Below are 19125 nucleotides of genomic sequence, written 5' to 3' on the forward strand. Positions count from 1 at the left end.
ATCACTAATACGCCTTATTAAATTTTGTATACTTTATATTTTTAATGTTTTTGCAACTTTTTAGCTTGACTCGCTCGTTCCGATAAGGTTTACTGTGTACATAAATTGATTCGACATATACCTGATATGAAAACATTAACTAAAAACAAAATCTGGTGGTGGCACTCGTAACATTGCGGGCGCTTTGTCGTATCTATACGATTTCAAAACCCGCACACAAATGCGGGTTTTTTTATATCTAAATTTTTTGGAATACAAACATGATTAACAACAATATCAACACACATTCTTGGTGGTGGCGCCTGAACTAGCGGGACGGCATTGTTGTATCTGTTACACAACCCCCGCAAGTTAACACTGGCGGGGGTTTTTTATTATGGGGAATGAGGTTTTGATTTTTAGTCATATTACGACAACACCAGGGGAAGTGACGAGTATAAGACAACGGCGCGATTACATCAGCAGCCCACTGTCTTTATATGCGGCACTTGATAAAACAAATTCACTATTACTAGAGTCAGCAGAAATTGACTCTAAAGATAATGTTAAAAGCATTATTTTAGTCGATGCAGCACTTCGTATTGAGTGCAGAGGCAAAACCGTGATTGCCAAAGCACTGTCTAACAATGGACAGCAAGTGCTAAGTTACTTGGCCGAACAAGTTGAAAACTGTACTGCGGTTGTAGAAGGCGATGTATTAACACTTGAATACGCACCGTTTGAAGCTGAGCTCGATGAATACAGTAAGCTTAAAGCAGATAATGCATTCAGTGCCTTACGTACTTGTATAAATAAAATCAAACGTAACTCAGATACCCCTTTTGCACTATTTTTGGGCGGTGTATTTGCTTACGACATGGTGGCGAACTTTGAAACACTGCCTGACGTCCCAGATGGTGATAATGACTGTCCGGACTATGTGTTTTATTTAGCAGAAACCCTCGTATTAATCGATCATCAAGCCCAAACAACTGAGTTAATTGGTAATGTTTTCAATGGACCAGAAGTTCATGCAAACTGTTTTGAAGTTGGTAAACAGCTAGAAGAGCTGAATACGCGTTGTGATAATTTGACGCCGTATTTAGCAGCGCCAAATGAAGGCCAGTCTGAAGTAACAGTAAACATTGACGATGAAACTTACTGTCAGCAAGTCAAAACTTTAAGGCAAAACATTATCGATGGTGATATTTTCCAAGTTGTGCCTTCTCGTACATTCTCTTTACCTTGTTCTCAGCCGCTAGCTGCTTATCAACAACTTAAAAAGCAAAATCCAAGTCCGTATATGTTTTATATGCGAGATGAGTCTTTTGTTTTGTTTGGTGCCTCACCTGAATCGGCATTGAAATATTGCGTCAACAGCAATCAAGTTGAAGTTTACCCTATTGCAGGCACACGCCCTCGCGGTAAGTTTGCAGATGGCAGTATTAATCCAGATCTAGACAGCCGCATTGAACTTGAGCTTCGCAACGATCAAAAAGAGCGTGCAGAGCACCTAATGCTGGTAGATTTAGCACGAAATGACGTAGCGCGAATTAGCGTTGCGGGCACACGCCACGCAAAAGAGCTGCTAAAAGTTGACCGCTATTCACAGGTCATGCACTTAGTATCACGGGTTGTAGGTCAATTAAAACCAGATCTAGACGCACTGCATGCCTATCAAGCTTGTATGAACATGGGCACACTAGTAGGTGCACCTAAAGTAAAAGCTGCGGAGTTAGTCAGACATACTGAAAAGCAGCGTCGTGGTAGCTATGGTGGTGCAGTTGGATACTTAACGGGCGATGGTGCAATGGACTCTTGTATCGTTATCCGCTCTGCATTTGTAAAAAATGGTACCGCATATGTGCAAGCAGGTGCCGGCGTTGTATATGACTCAGATCCACAATCAGAAGCAGATGAAACACGTGCTAAAGCACAAGCCGTCATAAAAGCCGTGCAATCTACGTATCAAGGAGCCTGCTAATGTCTAATAGTACAAAAGTATATTTTTTAGATAACTTTGATTCATTCAGCTACAACCTTGTTGATGAACTGACGCTACTAGGCCTAGATTTAGTGGTTTACCGTAACAATATCTCCGCTGAAAAGATCTTCGCCAAGATGCAGCAAGAAACTGTACCGGTAATTTTAGTGTTATCGCCAGGCCCAGGTAACCCAGCTCAAGCAGGCTGCTTATTAGAGCTAATTGAACTCGCTAAAGGCCAATTCCCTATGCTGGGAATTTGTTTAGGCCAACAAGCTTTAACACAAAGCTATGGCGGAACTGTTGGTCATGCAGGTGAAACAGTTCATGGTAAGTCTTCAATTATTGAAGCCGACGACCACCCTGTATTTGCAGGTATTGGTAAACGCTTCCCGGTTGCGCGTTACCACTCTTTAATGGCAACTCATGTTCCTGAGTGCTTAAAAGTGATTGCCAAATACGACACTATTCCGATGGCCATTTACCATCCTGAAGATAAGGTGATCGGCTATCAATTTCATCCTGAGTCTATTCTTACCCCAGACGGTGCTCAGTTATTAAAACAAAGTATCGACTACTTAACACAATAGGAGCCAACATGGACAGTTTAAATCTATTACTTGAACAACAAGACTTAACATTCGAGCAAGCAAATAGCTTCTTCGATCTAGTCATGCAGGGGGAAGTGTCTGAAATTGAACTCACCGCCGCACTGATTGCATTAAAAATTAAAAAAGAAACGGCACAAGAGATTGCTGGTGCAGCTAAAGCCATGCGCGATCATGCCACAAAGTTCAACGCACATAACCTTGTTTGTGCTGATAGCTGTGGCACTGGTGGCGATGGTTCAAATACTATTAATGTTAGTACCACAGCAGCAATTGTGGCTGCGGCATGTGGTATCAATTTAGTGAAACACGGCAATCGCAGTGTATCGAGTAAATCAGGCTCTGCGGATTTACTTAGAACACTGGGCATTAATATCGAAATGACGCCTGAGCAAGCCAGTGTATGTTTAAAAGAAACCGGCTTCACCTTCTTATTCGCCCCGCTTTACCACTTAGGTGTTAAACACGCGATGCCAGTGCGTACCACGTTAAAAACCCGCACGATTTTTAATATTTTAGGTCCACTGACTAACCCAGCAGCCCCACAAGTACAGTTACTGGGTGTATATGATAAAAATTTATGCCGTCCGATGGCTGAGACTTTAAAGACACTCGGTACTGAGCGAGCAATGATAGTGCACGGTGAAGGCACAGATGAAATTGCCCTACATGGCACAACCCATGTGGCTGAGTTGGTTGATGGTGAAATTAAAGAATACACCTTAACCGTTGACGACTTTGGCGTTGAACATTATTCATTAGACCAAATCGCTGGGGATACGCCAGAATACAATGCCAAAGCCAGTATTGAGATTTTAAATGGCACAGCACCTGATGCACACAATGCCGCCATTGCGGTAAACGTCGCTGCATTATTAGTAATGCATAATTTGGCCGCTGATTTTAAAGCCGCCACACAGCAAGTATTAGCAGTTTTAAAGTCTGGACAAGCCGCAGACAAACTGAAAGAAATCGTTGAGGTAAGCAATGGCTAACGTATTAGAAAAAATCGTTGCAGATAAGCAGCAAGAAGTCGCTCTAAGAAAACAACAAAAGCCACTAGACTCTTTTATTAACGAACTTGTGCCAAGTGACAGAAATTTTCAAGCGGCACTGACAGCATCAGGCACACAGTTTATTTTAGAGTGTAAGAAGGCATCTCCTTCTAAGGGCCTGATTAGAGATAATTTTAATCTTGATGAAATTACTGGCGTATATGGCAAATATGCCACGTGCATCAGTGTGTTAACCGACGAAAAATACTTTCAGGGTAGTTTTGATTACCTGACGTATGTCAGCAAAAAAGTTGACCAACCGCTTATTTGTAAAGACTTCTTCATTGACGAGTATCAGGTTTATCTAGCGCGCTTACATGGTGGTAACGCTATTTTGCTTATGCTGTCAGTACTTGATGATGCGCAATATGTACACCTTGCCAATGTGGCAAAGTCACTGAATATGTCTATCTTAACCGAGGTCAGTAACGAAGAAGAAGTACACCGCGCACTTGATCTGAATGCTGAGATTATCGGTATTAATAATCGCAACTTACGAGACTTAAGCACGGATTTAGCAACAACCGAGAAGCTCAGAAAGCTAATTCCTGATGGCAAAGTTGTGATCTCTGAATCAGGTATTTACACCCATCAAGATGTAAAGCGTCTAGCACCACTTTGTAATGGTTTCTTAGTGGGCAGCTCTATTATGGCTGAGCAAGACTTAGAAGTTGCTTGCCGTCGTCTTATTCTGGGTGAAAATAAAGTTTGTGGTTTAACACGCTCTCAGGATGCCCAAGCGGCTTTTAACGCAGGGGCTATTTACGGCGGCTTGATCTTCGCCCCTAAATCGCCCCGCTACGTCGACATTGACTGCGCAAAAGCCGTCATCGATAGCGCACCCTTAAAATATGTTGGTGTATTCGTAAACGAAGACCTAGAACAAGTCAGTGAAATTGCGCAAACATTAAAACTTGCAGCCGTGCAGTTACACGGCAATGAAGATAAAACGTATATTGAAGCGCTGCGCGCAAAGTTACCTTTAACTTGCCAAATATGGAAAGCACAAGGTGTGACTGATGTGCTGCCTGAGCCAATCTCAGGAGTAGATAAACATTTATACGATACTAAAACCTCTGCAGGATTTGGCGGCACAGGTGAAGTATTTGATTGGTCATTACTGGCTGAAAAGACCGCAAACAGCTTTATGTTAGCTGGCGGTTTAAACGCAGAAAATGTACTTGATGCAGCTTATACAGGCGCACAAGGACTAGATTTGAATTCAGGGGTTGAACTTAGCCCTGGTAAAAAGTGTTCGCAAAAAATTGCAGATGCTTTTAAAAACATAAGAGGTTATTGAGGTGGAAATGAATAACGCAGCATATTTTGGCGATTTCGGTGGCATGTTTGTACCCGAACTACTCGTCCCTGCACTAAAGCAGCTTGAAGGTGAATTTAATAAATCACAAAAAGATCCTGAATTTCAGGCTGAGTTTACAAAATTATTAAACGAGTACGCGGGCCGTCCAACGCCACTAACGCTTACACGTAATTTAGTTACAAACCCAAAAGTAAAACTGTATTTAAAGCGTGAAGATTTACTCCACGGTGGTGCACATAAAACCAACCAAGTACTTGGCCAAGCATTGCTGACTAAGCGCATGGGTAAAAAAGAAGTAATCGCCGAAACAGGTGCAGGTCAACATGGTGTGGCAACAGCCCTTGCCTGTGCCCTACTTGGCTTGAAATGCCGTGTTTACATGGGTGCAAAAGACGTTGAGCGTCAACAGCCAAATGTATTCAGAATGCGTTTAATGGGTGCCGAAGTGATCCCTGTGACTGCAGGCTCTGGCACGTTAAAAGATGCTGTAAACGAAGCCATGCGTGACTGGTCTGCAAACTATAAAACAGCCCACTACCTTTTAGGTACGGCTGCTGGTCCACACCCATTCCCGACCATCGTACGTGAATTCCAAAAAATGATCGGTGAAGAAGCAAAACAACAAGTGTTAGACACTGAAGGTCGTTTACCTGACGCTGTGATTGCCTGTGTTGGTGGTGGTTCAAACGCCATTGGTATGTTCAGTGACTTTATCGGTGATGAAAGTGTGAAACTCATTGGTGTAGAACCTGCGGGTAAAGGACTTGATACTGAAGAGCACGGCGCTGCGCTGTGTAAAGGAACTAAAGGTATTTTACACGGTGCTTATACTTATATTATGCAAAACAATGATGGTCAAATTGAAGAATCTTATTCTGTATCTGCAGGCCTTGATTACCCTGCTGTTGGCCCTCAGCATGCATTTTTGCATGAAACAGGTCGCGCTCAGTATGTAGGTATTTCTGATAAAGAAGCACTTGATGCTTTCCAAGCCCTTGCTAAACATGAAGGTATTATTCCTGCGCTTGAATCAAGTCATGCCCTTGCGTACGCATTAAAATATGCCGAAGAGCAAACTGAAGAGACAATTTTAGTGGTGAACTTAAGTGGTCGAGGTGATAAAGACTTAGCACACGTTCACCAAGTACTAGCAGAACAAGGAGCGCTATAATGAGCCGTTATGCACAATCTTTTGCTGCGCTTGCAGAAAAAAATCAGGGTGCGTTTGTTCCCTTCGTGACAATTGGCGATCCAAACAAAGAACTGAGTTTTGAGATCATTAAAAGCTTGATTGACGGTGGTGCCGATGCGTTAGAGCTAGGTATTCCATTTTCAGATCCGATTGCGGATGGCCCAGTGATTCAAGCTGCCAACATTCGCGCCCTAAATCAAAATATTAATACCCAAGACTGCTTTGATATCATTAAGCAAGTTCGTGAATACAATCAAGATATTCCGATTGGCCTATTGCTATATTCAAACCTTATTTTTGCACGTGGTATTGATAATTTTTATCGTGAAGCAAAGGAAGTCGGCGTAGATTCAATTTTAGTGGCTGATGTGCCGCTTCATGAATCTAAAATGTTTAGAAACGCTGCAAAAGCTGCAGACATTGAGCCTATCTTCATTTCAACACCAAACGCAGATGATGATACTGTTCGTACTTGTGCAAGCTACGGCCGTGGTTACACCTACCTGCTTTCGCGCGCTGGGGTAACTGGCACAGAAACAAAAGCGCAAATGCCAGCTGACTCTATGATTTCTAAATTAAAAGAATATCATGCAGCGCCTGCACTGTTAGGCTTTGGTATTTCAACGCCTGACGATGTAAAAGCGGCACTGAACTCTGGTGCTGCAGGTGCAATCTCGGGCTCTGCTGTAGTTAAAATTATCGAGCAAAACGTGAACGAGACAAGCGCAATGCTAGACTCGTTACAAAGCTTTGTTGCGACGATGAAAGCCGCAACCCAAAAATAGTTTCTTCGTTTACTTGAAGCTGCAGCGGTGTTGGCTAAGCTCGTTAACCCAACTTACATAGAAAACCTATGTTCATTGGGATTAACTCACTTGCCGCCTAGCTGCAATTCCAAGTAGTTTGACGAAACTTTGATGCTTAGTTCGCTAAGGCGTCTTTCAGCGCCTTAGCAACTTTAAATTGCACCTTGTTTGCTCCTTCAATCATGATCTCTTCACCCGTTTGTGGATTTCTGCCCATCTTAGCCGGATGATAACTCAGCGCAAACGTACCAAAACCAGAGATAGGCACCTGATCGCCCTCAGATAAGCGCTTTTTTATGATCGCCAAAATACTATTCAAAGCTGCCTGAGAATCCTTCTTCGTTAATTCACTGTGTGCCGCCATGGCCGATACTAATTCTGACTTGTTCATATATATACTGGTTTATTACTGCTAGAGGGTGGCAGAGCCTAAAAATATTTTTTGTGAATGTCAACTTGCAGTCTTACTCAAATATTGTTAATACTTTGTTGTAGGACGTTATTTAAGAGAGGTATCTATGGCTGCATTATTTGAATACTTACCCCTTATCCTATTTTTCTTAGTCTACAAATTGGTCGATATATTCTGGGCGACTGCGGTATTGGTCGGTATATCGTTACTGCAAATTGCATATCAATATTTCACTAAGGGTAAAATCTCTACCAAAACTTGGGTTTTCTGTGTAATTGCTTTATTCCTAGGCGGTATGACAATCATATTCCAAGATGAACAGTACATTATGTGGAAAACGACGGCTATTTATGGCTTGCTTGCGGCTGCCTTAGTCATTTCTCGATTTATATTTAACAAAAACCTCGTGAAAACGGCACTACTCAGTATGTTAAAGACTGCTGCCGAGAAACAGGGTGAAAAAGAACTTAAAATTGATGTTCCAAAACCTGTGTATGAAAAACTCAATACGATTTGGTTTATATTCTTAATCAGTATTGCTGTCTTAAACCTCTACGTTGCCTATAACTTCTCACTCGACTTTTGGGTTAATTTCAAAGTCTTCGGTCTCGCAATCGCCACATTTATAGCTGTATTGCTCACTGTTTTTCGGATTTTTGAATACTTACCTGATGGGTTTCAAGAACAAGAAAACAAAAAATAATCCCGCAAATTTAATAAAACTGTCGCTTTTTTAGTCTAGGGGCAACCTATACTTTTTTTAGTTCTGTTTAAGTATGGAGTTGCCTTTGACTGCTTCGCAATATCGTTGGTTTGAGCTCTGTGGCGTTTTTTTCTGCTTGCCGTTATTTACTTATTTATTTAAAGATTACCTGTCTAGTTGGTTGTTCCCTGCTTTACTCATCCTTATGATTGTTTGTACCTTTCTATTACTCACTGACCCGCACTTTAAGCGCTTTCGTTTAACTTCTTTAGGACAATTTTCACAAGTCAAACATCGACTTTTTACTGGCTTCTTCATTGGCGCATTGTTTAGTGCCATGTTATTTGGCTTGGCCAATCAAACGCTTTGGTTTGCTATGCCAAAGAATGAAACCACTCAATGGTTAATATTATTGATTGCATATCCACTGCTTTCTGTTTTGCCTCAGGAGCTCATTTTTAGGAGCTATTTCTTCCATCGTTATAAACATATTCTGCCAAGTAAAAACGTGCGTATCTTTTTAAGTGCACTCAGCTTTGCCCTCGCCCATTGCGTCTACGATAATTGGATTGCAATTGCGCTTTCATTCGCAGGCGGGCTGTTATTTTCTTACACCTATGCGCACAGTCGCTCCTTAATGGTGTGTGTACTAGAACATAGTTTGTGGGGTTTATGGATGTTTACTATTGGGGTTGGTAACTATTTAGATTCTGGTATGCGAATAACCACGGGGTAAAAATTAATACCAACACTCAATAATACTTAATCATTTTAAGGGATTAAAACTGACGCTAGCTTCGTTAAAAATTTCTCATTTAGAGCAACTAAATAGCAAAATTTTCGCCTCGCTATCGACAAGTTTTTCTTGCCTCAAAATAGATCACTTAATTAAAAGGGTTGGTATAAAAAAGGCCGAATAATCGGCCTTTTTTAGTTTTAATTTTGTGAGAGTTAAAAGCCAAATAGGCTTACTGCAAAAAACTTAGTGGCGACAGTATTTACAAAGATAAGTAGCAAGATCACAGGTATGAAAGTAGACAGTGAGAAATTCACATATTTTTCCATAAAACTACCTGAATAACTGTCACAACCTTGAGACAGTTCTTCAGAAAGTTTGGCTTTCTTCCAGCGATAAGTAACAAATAAACAAACCATTAAACCATTCAGCGGTAAAATTGTGTCGTAAAAAACATCGTAAACGATATCAAACATACTTTTATCAGCACCGCCATAACTAACAAACTGAGTTAGCCAATCAACCATACCAAATGACATAGTACACAGCACTGTCAGTAGACCTGTGGCACCCGCTAAAATTAATAGTGCAACTTGACGACTTACGCCTTTTTCTTCAATCAATGCTGCTGTTGGAACTTCAACAATAGATACAAGAGAGGTAATTGCCGCAAAAAATACCAGTAAGAAGAAGACAAACGCCACGATTGACGCACCGGTATAACCAATGTCAGTTTGCAGTGCTAAAAGAATTTTAGGTAGATAAACGAAAATCATTGAAACCGATGAATCTGATAGCTCTTCTGGATTCGTCGCTGGATTGAAGCTGAAGATAGCAGGCAGAACCATAAGGCCAGCAATAAATGCCACTAACGAGTCAGTGATGGCGACCATTTTTGCGCCACCTACAATGTCATCTTTTTTAGAGATATAAGACGCATAAGTCATTAAGATACCCATACCTAAAGATAATGAGAAAAATGCTTGAGACAAAGCGCCATTTAGAACACTGGCATCCATCTTAGAAAAGTCTGGGACAATGTAATACTCAACACCAGCCATGGCGTTATCTAGCGTGAGTACATACGCTACTAAACCAATTAGTAGTACAAATAGTGCGGGCATTAGAAACTTAGCTGCTTTTTCAATGCCTTCTTTAACACCACCCACTAGAATTAAGTTCACAATGATTGCAACTACAACCATGTAACCAAAAACCGTGTTTTGATTAATGAACTGACCAAAATGATCTGGATTAGCCAGCATATCCAAGTTACCTAATGCAGTTTGCGCTAGATAACCAAATATCCAAACTGTAATTACCATATAAAATACAGCAATCATAAAAGGAGTTAGTACAGCGAGGCCGCCCGCAAAAGACCACTTTTTGTCATTACCAGATAAAGATTTATATGCACCGTATGGGTCTTTCTGCGCTTTTCGACCCATTGCCATTTCAGCCATCATCACAGGCAAACAGATAAAAGCCACAAATAATGCATAAACTAATAGAAAGGCTCCACCACCATTTTTTGTTGCAGAGACGGGAAAACCAACTAAGTTACCTATACCGACTGCAGAGCCTGCAGCAGCTAAAATAAAGCCTAGTTTTGAACTAAAATGCTCTCTGTTCGCACTCATTAAAACGTCATCCTGTTGTTATTGTTTTTTTACTTCCGCCCGACTCTACCGTCATAGGATACTGTTATCAAGTTTTTAACGTGAAACACTGCGTCTCATAGTATTGCCATTTACAAAGGGCGTATAGAAAGCTTACCATTGCATACAATTTCATACAGACCCGAATAAAGTGAATTTTATGTTGTATATGATCTACTCTACTGATGTAGAGAATTCTTTAGAAAAACGTTTAGCGACTCGCCCTGCTCATTTAGAAAGACTCATGGCTTTAAAAGAACAAAATCGTCTATTCGCAGCGGGTCCTCTTCCTGCAATTGATACTGAAGAACCAGGTTCAGCTGGTTTTACAGGCTCACTAGTTGTCGCAGAGTTTGAGTCTCTTGAAGCTGCCCAGCAGTGGGCTGATGCAGATCCATATATTGCTGCTGGCGTATATGCTCACAGTGTTGTTAAACCATATAAAAAGGTTTTGCCTTAACAACAAGTTCAGCTTTGGTTAATTCGTTAACTTATATTCTGAACACAATTGTTAAGCAGCCCTGTAACTGGAGCTCAAAATGCGTCTAACACTAGTTGGTTTTGTTGTTAGTTTAAGCTTGTCACTGATGTCAGCGACAGTCATTGCCAATAACAAAGCCAATATCGACAAAAAACAAGCTATTACGCTGGCCCTAGCAGAATATGCAGGAAAAACGTTAAAAGTATCAGAAGAAAACACCTATTTTGTCGTGAGGATCTTGCAAAAGGACGGACGCATTGTTGACCTCAAAGTAGATAAAACAACAGGCAAAGTGAAAAAGGATTAGTATGCGAATTTTAGTGATCGAAGATGATATTCAACTGGCTGAGAATTTACGCTCAGCACTAGAAAAAGAAAAATACAGTATCGATTTATGCCATGATGGTGAATCTGGTTTATTTCACTTACAAGAATACCCGCTTGATTTAGCGGTAGTTGATTTGGGTCTACCTAAATTAGACGGTATCGAACTGATTAAACGCGCCAGGAAGGCGGGGGTGACTATCCCCATTTTAATTCTAACTGCCCGTGAACGTTGGCAGGATAAAGTAGAAGGCCTAGATGCTGGTGCTGATGACTACTTAACAAAGCCATTCCATGTTGAGGAGCTTGTTGCTCGTTGTAACGCGTTAATTCGTCGTAGTGCAGGCCAAGCAAATCCAGAAATTAATATTGGTCCTGTTAAAATTCACACTCGTTCACAACAAGTGTGGGTCAATGAAAAAGAATTAACGCTCACTGCATACGAATACAAAGTGCTTGAATACTTAATGGTCAACCCGCAAAAGGTGATTTCGAAATCTGAACTTACTGAGCATATTTATGATCAAGACTTCGATTTAGATTCTAATGTAATTGAAGTGTTTGTGCTTAGGCTACGTAAAAAACTCGACCCTGAAGGCGTACTTAACCCAGTCGAGACTTTAAGAGGCAGAGGCTACAGGTTTAAGAGTCAGTGGTAAATTCTACACAGGTTCCATTAAAAATAAGACAAGGCTTCGTCCTTGTCTTTGTGCTTATAATCGCCCTTCCCGTATTGTTTTACTCTGTAAGCAGCGCCTATTATGCGTCCCTTGTTGATGCCACCGAAAAAAACTTAGAAGCGCACTTATATTCACTCATTTCAGAAGTCGAGTTTATTGATGAATCGGTAAAAATGCCCAATACCATATTGGCACCCGAATTAAATCGCATTGACTCCGATACTTTCGCTCTTATCTACCAGAACAATGATTTGGTTTGGTATTCGGAGTCTGCTGTCTCACTAGAGTTTAACCCTGATTCAATAGACTCTGAGACTGGCGCATCTGAATTCAAACAAGTTCATTATCAAGGCAATGCATACTGGCAACTCAGCCTCACTGTTATCTTGGGTAATGCCGAACAATCTCAACAAGCTGTGTTTATCCTGCTGCGAGATGATAATGCTTTAGAAGATATATTGTCCGAGTTTACAGACACATTAATGACTTGGATGTTAATTCTCGGTGCCATCATGACACTTTTAATGAGTTTAGGTTTTATCTGGAATATGCGACCTCTACAACGTTTAGACAAAGAGATAAAAGCGATTGAATCTGGCAAAAAGGAACGCTTATCACATACTTATCCTGTTGAGCTCCAAGCTATTACAGAAGATCTAAATTTACTCCTAGAGTCTCAACGCCGGCAAAAAGAACGATATAGAGCGTCATTAAGCGACTTAGCACATGCACTGAAAACGCCTTTAGCTATCTTAAAATCTAGTCCTATGGCAAATGATAATGATGCACAAGAGCAACTCGATAGGATCAACAGTATGATAGAACATCAGTTAAAGCGTGCTGCGACTGGTGGTACCGATACTTGGAAGAAAACCACCTCTGTTGCACCTGTACTTGAATCGATTTTAAATGCGATGAAAAAAGTATATCATGAGAAAGCAATTGATTTTCAATCGAATTGTGCTGATAAAACTAAGTTTTTAGGCGATAAAACAGATTTGATGGAAATACTGGGCAACCTAATCGACAATGCCTGTAAAGCCTGTGTAAGCACTGTCCATGTTAATGTCACAAATGATGAAAAGACCCTGAGAATTGAAATTTGTGATGATGGCCCAGGCATTGAAGTCAGTGCTCGTAAAAAACTGTTACAACGCGGCACCCGCTTAGATACTTATGAATCGGGTCATGGCGTTGGACTCGCAATTGTGGCAGATTTGGTGAATGATTATCAAGGAAACATAGAGATAGGCTCTGCTTCATTAGGCGGTGCGTTGTTTATTGTTGAGTTTAAATATGACTAAATTTTTTAGATTACTTTTTTGCGCAGGATTACCACTAATAACACTTTCAGCACACGCCTATGAGCTCAGAGAGTGTAAGCCAATACAAAGTAACTCCCCTGCTGAGGCTAGACAGTTTATAAAATGCCTTGATAGCAATATTGAGACATTAGACAGGGAAAGAACTATCTGGATTAAAAAGTTGGTGATGGATATGGAAGAGCTTGAGCAAGACAGCGGCAATACTCAACTGTTACCGATTATAAGACGAAGTTTAAAACATCAAGACAACTACATTGAAGATAGCTGTAGATGGCGCTACCTTCATAAAATGCCAAATTCAACCAAAGCTGCTGTTGCATATAAAGAATGCAAGATACGTTTATATACACGCCATATTGAAGATTTGAAACTTAGTTATTAATCAACAATAAAAACGGCGCTTTTTCAGCGCCGTTTTCAATAATTAACTTAGCTTTGATTCTGTTTCTTCACCACTACCTAGCATAGTCGCTAGCCACTGCCCTTGTTCGCTATTTTCTAAGGCAATTTTCACCACCATGGTTAATGGTACTGATAACAGCATTCCCACAGTCCCAAACAGCCAGCCCCAGAAGATTAAAGAAAGGAACACAACTAAAGTAGATAAGCCAAGCCCTTTACCCATATATCTAGGCTCTATAACGTTCCCCATAACCGTATTTATCGCCACATAACCAAGTGCAACAAAGCCACTGACAAGAGGACCTTGGGTGATAAGTGCAATTAAAACCGCAGGCACTGCGGCAATAATAGAGCCGATATTAGGAATATAATTTAATAAGAACGCGACAACGCCCCATAAAACAAAGTAGTCAACATCTAATATCCAAAGTAACAACGCAGCACAAAAACCAGTTGCTAAAGACACCAAAGTTTTAATGGCCAAATAAGAGTTAATAGATTCTAGAAATTTATCGATTTGTTTTTGCCGCATTTCAGGGTCATCTAGGGCCAAATGTACTTTTTTATTGATCATCGGTGCTTCGAATAACATAAACACCACTGTTAAGATGATTAAAAAAATATTGGCCATGGCAGCACCAAACCCAGTCAGCATATTGGTAGCCATATCAATCATTTTACCCGGATCAAACAAGGCAATGAGCTGTTGTTTGTCGATCAAAATATTGTATTGTGCAGCAGTATCTACTAACCAGACAAAACGGGTCTGTAAATCTTCTCTGTATTGTGGCAATTGCTTAGAGAAATCATTCAGAGATTGACCTACTAGGCCTGCTAAACTAGAGCCAACAGCCACTATCATTAACATGATGAGTAAAATAGCAATGCCTTTAGGTACTTTATAGCGGGCAAAGAATCTCAGTAATGGATTACAGATGATGGCAATAAATGCAGCCAGTATAAAAGGCACAATGATATCTGTGGCCAGTTTTAGGCCTGCCAGCACGATAAACAGTGATGCGATAATCACCAAGCTTTTACTTAAACCTTGAAGAGACGACACATAAATTCCTTCGAAAACAAGTTTACATTTATTCTACTTCAACAATACTTAATTGATCCATCAATGATTTTTAACGTATCAAAACTAAATATAAGCGCTAAGGTTGTAGGATGAAAATACTGATAACAGGTGCAACGGGATTAATTGGCTCCGCACTTTGTAAAATGCTCGCTGACAAGCACGAACTGATAGCTTTAACGAGAAACATAAACAAAGCTAAAAACACATTACCAAAGTCAATCGACGTACTAGATAATCTTGAAGATTTAAATTTTGATGATTTAGATGCGGTGATTAATCTTGCTGGAGAGCCCATCGCAGACAAACGATGGAGCGCTCAACAAAAGCAAAGAATTTTTCAAAGCCGTTTAGGTATTACCGAGCAGATCGTCACTAAAATAAATGCCAGTGACGCTCCGCCTAAAGTGTTTATTTCTGGAAGTGCTATTGGGTTTTATGGTCGTCAACCTGCAGAGAATGTCATCACTGAGTCATACTCGTCAACCTACCCTGAATTTAGCCATCAGCTATGTAAACAATGGGAGGAACTCGCATTACAGGCACAGTCACCTGATGTGAGAGTTTGCCTGCTACGAACAGGTATTGTGCTGAGTAAACAAGGTGGTGCTTTGGACAAAATGCTGCCCCCTTTTAAGTTAGGATTGGGTGGCAAAATGGCATCAGGAAAACAAATGATGTCCTGGATCCATATCGATGACATGATAAACGCCATCGTATTCTTACTTGACGAGTCAAATGCCCATGGTGCGTTTAACCTGACAGCCCCAGAGCCTGTTAGTAATACTAATTTTACTCAAATACTCGCAAAAACCTTAAACCGCCCTGCTTTGTTTCCTATGCCAGAATTTGTTTTGAAACTGCTCTTTGGCGAAATGTCTGACTTATTAATATATGGCCAAAATGTCATCCCTGAAAAGCTCGAACAGCAGGGTTTTAAATTCAAGTTTAAAACACTTGATACTGCCCTGAATAAGGTTTTGAATTGACCTCAATCTGTGACCTAGTTTTTTCTAGACATGATTGTGAAAGTATATAAAACAAAAAAACCACGCAATTGCGTGGTTTTTTATTATAAGAATTACTTGGTTCTAAAGAAGTTTAAGCAATCTTTCTGACTGTAATTCAGCTGTAGGCGTATTTGATAAATATGCAGATAAATAATGGTCAAAATCTACTTTTTGACCTTGCAATTTATCATCTAACATAGCTACTTGTTCTGCCATACGCTCTGGGCTTGAGCTCTCATCGTTCATTTTCTCAGATAAGATTTCAAGGCGTAAAATTAGCTGCTCACTAGACAAATTCACATCCATTTTGCTAATAAACTCAGCTGGGATCGAACCACTATTTTCAAGCGCCACCTTTAACGCATCAAATCGAGCTGTATTGGCACGCTGCTCAAGCTCAACTAACTGCTGCTGCAATTCAGAAATAAACTTTTGAGCTTGCTTTTTGACTGCTGGCAGAAAGTCAATTTCAGATAATTGAGAAATCAACTTTTTGATTTCAGCTTCGCTAGCGTTTTCAGAGAGCTGTGACTTAATTTCATCAAATTGTTGCTGCTGCTCTGAGTTCAATGCATCTTTCTCTGCTTTTTTAGATTCAAATTCCGCACTGCGTTTCGCAAACACGGCATCGTTATGCTCTCTGAAAGCTTGCCATAACTGATTTTCTTTCTTGTTACCTGCAAAACCGATTGTTTGCCACTGCTTTTGTAACGATTTCAATACGTCGCACGCTTGTGCTAAATCCTCAGCAGCAATTTGCTCAGCTGCTGTATCAACTAGACCTTGCTTTAACTGAGCATTATGCTCATGTTGTGAACGGATCGCATCACCAATGAGTTTGGCTTGCGTTTTGAATGAGTTATTTAGTGATTTGTATACGTCACTGTCAACACTGCCTGCTGCACGCCACTGTTTATTTAGCTTATTAAACTGGCTTTCATATTCACGCCAGTTAAACCCTTCTACTGATGTGTCTGTTGCGGCGAGTTCTGACATTTGTTTAATCAAAGCTTCACGCGCTTGCTTTGCTTTTTCACGTTGTTGCTCTTGTTCAGCAAAGAAGGCACGACAAGGTGCAAATAGCAGCTCTAGTTTTTCATCGAACTGCTTCGCTTGTAGCTTCTCTTCGTCAGTATCAACTCGGCCTAATTCATGCCATTGTGCACGTAGCTTCTTAACTAACTCAGCGCGTTGTTTAGGCGCTAAATCACAGCTTTCAATATGCTCATCTAACACAGTTAAAAGCGCTACACGCTTTGGTGCTGACGCGTACTTTTGCCAATCACGAATATCATCTAACTGCGTAGCAATTTGCTCTCGAAGCGGTTCAAGCTGTGCTTGGTTTGCTGCAGTTAAACGCTCGAAGTGCTCGTTGAATCCTTTAAACACGCCAAATGCCACTTTACTTCGGCCTTGCTCAAGCAGTCGTTGAACATCTTTGGCTTTACGCCTAGCTTGTTTAAGCTCATTTTGTTGCGCATCAAGTTGTTCAGCCATGGCTGATTTAAATTGCTTGCTTAACACACTGAGCTTTACTTTTGCTGGTTTTTTTAATGTGTTAGGTAACTGTTCAATAATACTTTTCGCATTATTGTAAGCCGACTTTTGTGAATTTAAAGTGTCATCAAGCTCACTCAACTCTGTTGATGGCGTGATATTAGCAAGTGCGTCAAGTGCAGTTTGGGCGGCTTGGTTTGCCACAACTAGCTCAGGTAATTGCTTTAATTGACTTTCAAAGTCTGCAAGTAAGTCTAAATATTTACCAAGTTCACTGCTGTATGCACTAGATGTTATTTTACTACGTACCTGACTAAGCTGAGTCTCTAACTCCGTCTGTTTTGAGACATCTAGTTGTTCTAGTGCATTTAATAACGCTTGTTCAGCTAGATTCAATTGTGACTCAACTTCTGTCAGAAACGCCTCTTTTTCTCGTTTCGCTTGCTCAGCTTTTTCAGCCGCTTCAAACTCAGTTTGTAAAGCTGTCAAATGTGAAGAAATACGCGTTTCTATTGCACTGTATTTTTGTTGATTTTCTTTAACCGCTTCCTCATCTAACCAAGACAGCTCTAAACCTTCCCATTGCTCAGTTAAAATTCCGAATTGGTTGTTTACTTCTTTGTAATCGTGCTTGTCTCTAAGCGCATTAAGCTTAGCTAAAATCATTTTGACTTGTGCAAGTACTTCAGCCGGTTTTTCTTTTGCCAGTTTTTGTTGCTCAAGAGCTTGCTTAAGTGCCGCTTTTGCTTGGCCCTTCGCTGATTTCAATAACTGCTTTTGTAAGCCGTATTGCTCGACCAAAGGTAAAAGCAGCGACTGTAGTTGTTCATCGTCTTGCTTAAAGCTTTGCTCTATCAGTTTAGGCTGAGCAAGGCGTTTTAGTAATTTTACGCGAACTTCTAGGCTTGATTCAGAGAAAGCTAACTTTTCTAGCACTCGTTTCGATGCATATCGATCTACATATTCTTGGCGAATAGTACCGTCAAGTTCGCTTTTGCCGTTTAATACTGCGCTGCTAATATGTTGTTCTGCAAGGTCTTTAAGGGCTTGGTCTTGTTTATAAGCTTGCCACCAAAGACTCAAACTATTTAATTTATTTAAGGCTTTTTGTCTGATTTCAGTCGAATTATCTTCTAGTGCCATCGTCTTTAAAACATCGGCATCCTTGTCTTGCTCTAGCTTATTAAGCGCCTGAAGTCTTACTTCAGTTTTTGGGTGTTTCCATTTTGGTGTAAATAGGTGTTTAAAGATCATTTTCACTGAACCTAGCTATCTCATTTTCTTTTTTAAATTCTTGTTGTAGTTCTCTTTTGGACTTCTGAACCATTTCACCTTCTTCGTTGATGGTGAATTGCTCATTGGTCTTGGCTACTTTCGCCTGATAAAGCATAACGAGTTGTACTGTTTGCTCTTTTTGAGCTTCTGTCAGAGGAGTGCCATCAGGCCACTTACCTGTTGAGGCCCCATACTGCAAACGCTCAAATAATTCGGGTGTTAAATTATTTACTAAGCTGTCTATGTTCATGTCACTTTTTCTTTTTTAAATACACTAAAATAATTCTGTTTACTAAATACCAAAAACAACCAATAGCAATAGCGCCTCTGGTTAACCACATTTCAATTGAATCAGGTACTGGTTGGCGTGAATAAAGATATAAGAAACCACCGAGGAAAAGGATCAATGCAAGGAAAGAGTGATTCATAAACATCTGTTGTTTTTTAACTCTTTTACGTGCAGCGATACGCGCTAATTGCTCTTCGCTGACTTCTCCGAGCTGAAGGTCACAGTGTGGACAAACCTTGTTTTTACTTGAAATAGACTCGTTACAACTTGGACAAGAAACTATTGCCATATTTATGACTCCTGCTGA

At 40.5% G+C, this 19125-nt stretch carries 20 protein-coding genes; 14 read left to right on the forward strand and 6 right to left on the reverse strand.

What is annotated here, in order from left to right; all coding sequences use genetic code 11:
* Positions 1-391: 391 nt before the first annotated feature.
* The 6 genes from ACXAC4_RS09560 to trpA are packed head-to-tail and all read left to right on the forward strand — an operon-like array spanning position 392 to position 6924.
* Entirely contained in the window at positions 392-1963 is a 1572-nt protein-coding gene (locus ACXAC4_RS09560; protein ID WP_475164090.1) for an anthranilate synthase component 1, read from the forward strand.
* A complete protein-coding gene (locus ACXAC4_RS09565) occupies positions 1963-2553 on the forward strand; it encodes an aminodeoxychorismate/anthranilate synthase component II (RefSeq protein WP_475160926.1) in 591 nt (196 codons plus the stop codon). The genes ACXAC4_RS09560 and ACXAC4_RS09565 overlap by 1 nt, the downstream gene beginning before the upstream one ends.
* A gap of 8 nt (positions 2554-2561) precedes the next feature.
* On the forward strand, positions 2562-3566 hold the full coding sequence (trpD, locus tag ACXAC4_RS09570; protein ID WP_475160929.1) for an anthranilate phosphoribosyltransferase: 1005 nt from the start codon (positions 2562-2564) through the stop codon (positions 3564-3566).
* Positions 3559-4926: a bifunctional indole-3-glycerol-phosphate synthase TrpC/phosphoribosylanthranilate isomerase TrpF gene (trpCF, locus tag ACXAC4_RS09575; RefSeq protein ID WP_475160930.1), complete on the forward strand. Its 1368-nt coding sequence runs from the start codon at positions 3559-3561 to the stop codon at positions 4924-4926. The genes trpD and trpCF overlap by 8 nt, the downstream gene beginning before the upstream one ends.
* Positions 4927-4933: 7 nt before the next feature.
* Positions 4934-6118, forward strand: coding sequence for a tryptophan synthase subunit beta (gene trpB, locus ACXAC4_RS09580; RefSeq protein WP_138484564.1), 1185 nt, complete (start codon positions 4934-4936; stop codon positions 6116-6118).
* Positions 6118-6924 (forward strand): tryptophan synthase subunit alpha, encoded by an 807-nt coding sequence (gene trpA, locus ACXAC4_RS09585; protein WP_475160931.1) that lies wholly within the window; start codon positions 6118-6120, stop codon positions 6922-6924. Before trpB ends, trpA begins: the two co-directional genes overlap by 1 nt.
* Before the next feature lie 136 nt (positions 6925-7060).
* Here trpA and ACXAC4_RS09590 read toward each other — a convergent pair whose 3' ends face one another.
* Positions 7061-7336: an HU family DNA-binding protein gene (locus ACXAC4_RS09590; RefSeq protein ID WP_058030026.1), complete on the reverse strand. Its 276-nt coding sequence runs from the start codon at positions 7334-7336 to the stop codon at positions 7061-7063.
* Positions 7337-7463: 127 nt separating this feature from the next.
* On the opposite strand from ACXAC4_RS09590, the gene ACXAC4_RS09595 reads away from it, so the two are divergent.
* Both ACXAC4_RS09595 and ACXAC4_RS09600 read left to right on the forward strand, forming a co-directional pair.
* Positions 7464-8060, forward strand: a complete 597-nt coding sequence (locus ACXAC4_RS09595) for an inner membrane-spanning protein YciB (protein WP_349287810.1) — start codon at positions 7464-7466, stop codon at positions 8058-8060.
* 85 nt (positions 8061-8145) lie between these two features.
* On the forward strand, positions 8146-8796 hold the full coding sequence (locus tag ACXAC4_RS09600) for a CPBP family intramembrane glutamic endopeptidase (protein WP_475160933.1): 651 nt from the start codon (positions 8146-8148) through the stop codon (positions 8794-8796).
* Positions 8797-9011: 215 nt separating this feature from the next.
* On the opposite strand, the gene ACXAC4_RS09605 is transcribed toward ACXAC4_RS09600, so the two are convergent.
* Positions 9012-10436, reverse strand: coding sequence for a sodium-dependent transporter (locus ACXAC4_RS09605; protein WP_475160935.1), 1425 nt, complete (start codon positions 10434-10436; stop codon positions 9012-9014).
* Positions 10437-10614: 178 nt separating this feature from the next.
* Here ACXAC4_RS09605 and ACXAC4_RS09610 point away from each other — a divergent pair, with 178 nt between their 5' ends.
* From ACXAC4_RS09610 to ACXAC4_RS09630, 5 genes are all read left to right on the forward strand, one after another.
* Positions 10615-10914, forward strand: a complete 300-nt coding sequence (locus ACXAC4_RS09610; protein WP_475160937.1) for a YciI family protein — start codon at positions 10615-10617, stop codon at positions 10912-10914.
* 79 nt (positions 10915-10993) lie between these two features.
* On the forward strand, positions 10994-11242 hold the full coding sequence (locus ACXAC4_RS09615; protein ID WP_475160938.1) for a PepSY domain-containing protein: 249 nt from the start codon (positions 10994-10996) through the stop codon (positions 11240-11242).
* Position 11243: 1 nt separating this feature from the next.
* Positions 11244-11918 (forward strand): response regulator transcription factor, encoded by a 675-nt coding sequence (locus ACXAC4_RS09620; protein ID WP_138484580.1) that lies wholly within the window; start codon positions 11244-11246, stop codon positions 11916-11918.
* The gene (locus ACXAC4_RS09625) at positions 11912-13243 is read left to right on the forward strand and encodes an ATP-binding protein (RefSeq protein ID WP_475160940.1); all 1332 of its coding nucleotides are present in this window, start codon (positions 11912-11914) and stop codon (positions 13241-13243) included. Before ACXAC4_RS09620 ends, ACXAC4_RS09625 begins: the two co-directional genes overlap by 7 nt.
* Positions 13236-13646, forward strand: a complete 411-nt coding sequence (locus ACXAC4_RS09630; RefSeq protein ID WP_475160943.1) for a hypothetical protein — start codon at positions 13236-13238, stop codon at positions 13644-13646. The genes ACXAC4_RS09625 and ACXAC4_RS09630 overlap by 8 nt, the downstream gene beginning before the upstream one ends.
* Before the next feature lie 42 nt (positions 13647-13688).
* Here ACXAC4_RS09630 and ACXAC4_RS09635 read toward each other — a convergent pair whose 3' ends face one another.
* Entirely contained in the window at positions 13689-14729 is a 1041-nt protein-coding gene (locus ACXAC4_RS09635) for an AI-2E family transporter (RefSeq protein ID WP_349287816.1), read from the reverse strand.
* A 110-nt stretch (positions 14730-14839) separates the two neighbouring features.
* On the opposite strand from ACXAC4_RS09635, the gene ACXAC4_RS09640 reads away from it, so the two are divergent.
* The gene (locus ACXAC4_RS09640; protein WP_475160944.1) at positions 14840-15736 is read left to right on the forward strand and encodes a TIGR01777 family oxidoreductase; all 897 of its coding nucleotides are present in this window, start codon (positions 14840-14842) and stop codon (positions 15734-15736) included.
* Between the two features lie 102 nt (positions 15737-15838).
* Here the strand turns inward: ACXAC4_RS09640 and ACXAC4_RS09645 are convergent, their stop codons facing one another.
* The 3 genes from ACXAC4_RS09645 to ACXAC4_RS09655 are packed head-to-tail and all read right to left on the reverse strand — an operon-like array spanning position 15839 to position 19107.
* The gene (locus tag ACXAC4_RS09645) at positions 15839-18508 is read right to left on the reverse strand and encodes a DUF349 domain-containing protein (RefSeq protein WP_475160946.1); all 2670 of its coding nucleotides are present in this window, start codon (positions 18506-18508) and stop codon (positions 15839-15841) included.
* Positions 18498-18779 carry a YeaC family protein gene (locus ACXAC4_RS09650; protein ID WP_475160948.1) on the reverse strand — a complete coding sequence of 94 codons (282 nt, stop codon included), beginning with the start codon at positions 18777-18779 and terminating at the stop codon, positions 18498-18500. Before ACXAC4_RS09650 ends, ACXAC4_RS09645 begins: the two co-directional genes overlap by 11 nt.
* Before the next feature lies 1 nt (position 18780).
* Positions 18781-19107: a hypothetical protein gene (locus ACXAC4_RS09655; RefSeq protein ID WP_421962796.1), complete on the reverse strand. Its 327-nt coding sequence runs from the start codon at positions 19105-19107 to the stop codon at positions 18781-18783.
* Positions 19108-19125 lie beyond the last annotated feature (18 nt).

This window comes from Pseudoalteromonas sp. AWM4_233 (assembly GCF_056158285.1).

What these genes read in the sequence shown, in the direction of transcription:
- ACXAC4_RS09615 (WP_475160938.1), top strand. Translation starts at nt 10,994, where the DNA reads ATGCGTCTAACACTAGTTGGTTTTGTTGTTAGTTTAAGCTTGTCACTG.
- ACXAC4_RS09610 (WP_475160937.1), top strand. Translation starts at nt 10,615, where the DNA reads ATGTTGTATATGATCTACTCTACTGATGTAGAGAATTCTTTAGAAAAA.
- ACXAC4_RS09640 (WP_475160944.1), top strand. Translation starts at nt 14,840, where the DNA reads ATGAAAATACTGATAACAGGTGCAACGGGATTAATTGGCTCCGCACTT.
- trpD (WP_475160929.1), top strand. Translation starts at nt 2,562, where the DNA reads ATGGACAGTTTAAATCTATTACTTGAACAACAAGACTTAACATTCGAG.
- ACXAC4_RS09655 (WP_421962796.1), bottom strand. Translation starts at nt 19,107, where the DNA reads ATGGCAATAGTTTCTTGTCCAAGTTGTAACGAGTCTATTTCAAGTAAA.
- trpA (WP_475160931.1), top strand. Translation starts at nt 6,118, where the DNA reads ATGAGCCGTTATGCACAATCTTTTGCTGCGCTTGCAGAAAAAAATCAG.
- ACXAC4_RS09590 (WP_058030026.1), bottom strand. Translation starts at nt 7,336, where the DNA reads ATGAACAAGTCAGAATTAGTATCGGCCATGGCGGCACACAGTGAATTA.
- ACXAC4_RS09565 (WP_475160926.1), top strand. Translation starts at nt 1,963, where the DNA reads ATGTCTAATAGTACAAAAGTATATTTTTTAGATAACTTTGATTCATTC.
- ACXAC4_RS09620 (WP_138484580.1), top strand. Translation starts at nt 11,244, where the DNA reads ATGCGAATTTTAGTGATCGAAGATGATATTCAACTGGCTGAGAATTTA.
- ACXAC4_RS09650 (WP_475160948.1), bottom strand. Translation starts at nt 18,779, where the DNA reads ATGAACATAGACAGCTTAGTAAATAATTTAACACCCGAATTATTTGAG.
- ACXAC4_RS09630 (WP_475160943.1), top strand. Translation starts at nt 13,236, where the DNA reads ATGACTAAATTTTTTAGATTACTTTTTTGCGCAGGATTACCACTAATA.
- ACXAC4_RS09645 (WP_475160946.1), bottom strand. Translation starts at nt 18,508, where the DNA reads ATGATCTTTAAACACCTATTTACACCAAAATGGAAACACCCAAAAACT.
- ACXAC4_RS09595 (WP_349287810.1), top strand. Translation starts at nt 7,464, where the DNA reads ATGGCTGCATTATTTGAATACTTACCCCTTATCCTATTTTTCTTAGTC.
- trpCF (WP_475160930.1), top strand. Translation starts at nt 3,559, where the DNA reads ATGGCTAACGTATTAGAAAAAATCGTTGCAGATAAGCAGCAAGAAGTC.
- trpB (WP_138484564.1), top strand. Translation starts at nt 4,934, where the DNA reads ATGAATAACGCAGCATATTTTGGCGATTTCGGTGGCATGTTTGTACCC.
- ACXAC4_RS09605 (WP_475160935.1), bottom strand. Translation starts at nt 10,436, where the DNA reads ATGAGTGCGAACAGAGAGCATTTTAGTTCAAAACTAGGCTTTATTTTA.